The sequence below is a fragment of the Cellulomonas septica genome (assembly GCF_012396155.1).
In the GTDB taxonomy this organism is placed as follows: domain Bacteria; phylum Actinomycetota; class Actinomycetes; order Actinomycetales; family Cellulomonadaceae; genus Cellulomonas; species Cellulomonas septica.
The window spans coordinates 1-3,074 of sequence record NZ_JAAXOY010000431.1 but is presented as its reverse complement, the minus strand read 5'-3'; the positions used below and the strand labels follow the sequence as shown (position 1 = coordinate 3,074).

Below are 3,074 nucleotides of genomic sequence, written 5' to 3'. Positions count from 1 at the left end.
GCGCGCCCCTCGGCAGCCCGGGCGACACGCTCGGCGGACCGGGGCGTCGCGGCCGGTCGAGGAGCCGGCGCTCGTCCCTCCGTCATCGCTCGACGGTACGTGCGGCCACGTCGCGAGCGCCTCGCCCGCGACGGATGACCCGCCTGACGGCGGACGACCCCGCGAGCGGCGGACGACCCGGCACCGCAGGTCGTCCGCCGTCGGGGCGTCAGGGCACGCGGAGCGTCATGACCGCGTCGCCGACCTCACGCGTGCGACCGTCACCCCACGTCGCCGCGGTCGACGCCGCGACCCGGCACCGGAACGCGTAGCCGGTCGGCACGTCGACCCGCACAGTCCACGGCGAGCCGACCGCGGGGACCACGTCGGACGTCGCGTCGAACACTGCGGTGGGCAGGGACCCGGAGACCGGCTCGCCGTCGACCAGGCGCTGCACCGCCTGGCACCAGACACCGACCGACGCGGTGCCGACCGGCCACGACGTGAGCGCGAGCGAAGCCCCGTCGGCGCCCACCGTCCAGTCGCCGAGCAGGCCGGTCGACGTGTCCGTCACGGTGAGCAGCTCCGTCGACAGCACCGCGCCCGCGGGGTCGAGCGCCTGCACGGTGCACCGGTAGGTGCGGTTCACGGTCGACACCGGGTCGGCGGCGTCGACCCAGTCGACCCGCCAGCGCCCGGCACCGACGTAAGACGCCGCCATGCGCGGCTCGAGGCCGAGCCAGTCCGCGCGCTCCGGAGACCTCGGGGACGTGCACATCGGACGTGCCCCCGCCGGGCCGCTGGCCGACCCGGCCGGCAGCGCCCGGACATCGAGCTGCACGCTCTCCGTCCGCGACCCGCCCGCGACCGACGCCACGACCTGTGCGTCGACGTCGATCCCCGACGCCTCCCCGTCGAGCGCCCGCACGTAGGACGCAACCGCCGAGGCCGGGTCCTGGTCGACGCCGACGGACAGGTACGAGCCACCCATGCGCGTCACCACGTCCGCGACCTGGCTGCCCATGAAGAGGGGCTCGAACCCGACCGCGTCGACCCGCACGCCCTCCGACCGCGCGAGCGCGACGTAGGCGTCCGGCACCGACGTCCAGCCGCCGCCGTCGCCGAACGCGAGCACGGACCGGTCCTGCCCGGGGCTGCCCTCCTCGGCGAGCCGGATGATCGCCGACGTCACCGCGTCGCCCATCATCGGGTAGTCGTCCATGTCGTCGCCGTTCGCGTAGATCTCGTCGATCGCAGCGTGCGCGGCGTCGAGCCCGTCGTCCAGGTACGTGCCGGCTCCCGTGCCGTTGTACTGCGAGACCATCACGCGGTCACCGTCCGCCAGCGCGTCGACCACGGCGTGCGCCGCGAGACGCTGCCGCTCGAGCCCGGGCCCCGCCGCAGGGCTGAGGTCGAGCACGAGCGCGACGTCCCGCCCGCCCGACGGCTGGTCGTCGCCGGGGTCCGTCCCGCCGTCGCCCGGACCCGAGCCGCCGCCCGGACCGCTGCCGCCGTCACCCGGGCCCGAGCCACCGTCACCCGGGTCGGTGCCGCCGCCGGGACCGGACCCGCCGTCACCGGGGTCCGTGCCACCGTCGCCGGGGTTCTCGAACGGGTACGTCCGCGTGTACAGCTGGGCCGTCCACGTGTGCAGGTCCCTGCTCCAGTCGGTCAGCGTCCGACCGAGGAACGCCACCCGAGCGCCCACGCGCAGCGTGTAGTCGATGTCAACCGTGTGCGTGTACGTCAGCGCCATCAGGTCGAGGTCGCCCGAGTACCGGGGCCCCACCTTCAGACCCGCGTACGGGCCCGCCAGGTCGTACACCTTCACGACGAAGTCCAGGATCACGCCACCCGTCACGTCGACCTCGATGTGCGCCGTCGCACCCGGTTCCGCGACGAAGTTCCGCTCGTCGATCACCGCCCAGCGCCCGCCCGTGTACGTCACGCCCGAGCGGGTCGACATCGACAGCTCGTACGTCGCCGTGATCTTCCCGCCGATGCTCGCCTCGAGGAACACCGACGGGTCCAGCGAGTAGGTGAGGACCAGCGGCACCGGACCGACCATGATCGTCGAGCCTCCGACCCGGACCGAGCCGAGCTGCCGCTCGACCTCCCACGACCAGGCCTTCTGCGCCGTGATGTCGAGGTCGATCCCGCCGCGCGTGTTGAACGAGAAGGTGAACTCCTCGAGCTCCGGCTCGATACCGCCCCACCCGACGTTCGCGTCGATGTCGAGGACCAGCGTCAGGGAGAGCGTGGCCGTCGCCGCGATCGTCGCGACGAGCTCCTTGCCCGGCGTCGAGACCTTGGCCGACGCGAGCGTCTCGGTGCGCTCGAGCCCCGAGCCCGCGGCCCGCATCAGCGTCGTCGCCATCCGTCCCGTCACCGCCGTGTCGTCGACGACTGGGCCGGAGAGCTGGGTGTCCAGCGGGACGTCGTCGAGCCGCACGTCCGCCTGCAGGAAGACGTCCGTCAGCGCGGCGGGCGTCGTCGAGACGACCGCACGGTCGCCCCACTGCTCGACGGCGACGACGCGCCGGAGCAGACCCTCGGGCGCGGCCGCGGTCGCCTCGGAGACGAGCACGTCGCCCGCACGGACCGGCGACGACCCGTCGAACACGACGCTCGCGGCGCCCACGACGGTGATCGCGTCGCCGGCCGTCGGTGCCAGCACCTCGACGTCGGGTGCGACCAGCACGTCCGACCGCGCGGCCGCGACCACCGTGAACGTGCGCACGACCGTCGTGCTACGACCCGCCCAGTCCGTCGCCTGCACGGTGAGCCGGTGCGTCCCCGGCACCGCCGGGACGGCGAGCGACCACCGGTGTCCACCGGTCGAGTCGGGCCGCAGCGTCGCAGCACCCACGACCTGGCCCGCCACCGAGACCCGGACGTCCCGCACGCCGGACCCGGCGTCCGCGACCGCCCCCTCGACGTCCACGTGCGGGCTGTCGACCTGCTCGTGCACCGACCCGGCCGCCGGGGTCGTGACGGCGAGCGTCGGCGCCACGGTGTCCGCCGCGCGCGAGGCGGGCCCGGCGACGTAGCCGAGCACCGCGGCCGAGGTCAGCCGCGACGCGAGCGGCAGGGCC

Annotated in this window: 1 protein-coding gene; it reads right to left on the bottom strand. The window is 74.7% G+C overall.

Annotated elements, in window-relative coordinates; all coding sequences use genetic code 11:
- Positions 1-208: 208 nt before the first annotated feature.
- The coding region (locus HGA02_RS14490; protein ID WP_210728605.1) for a vWA domain-containing protein at positions 209-3,074 on the bottom strand (2,866 nt) is incomplete at its 5' end.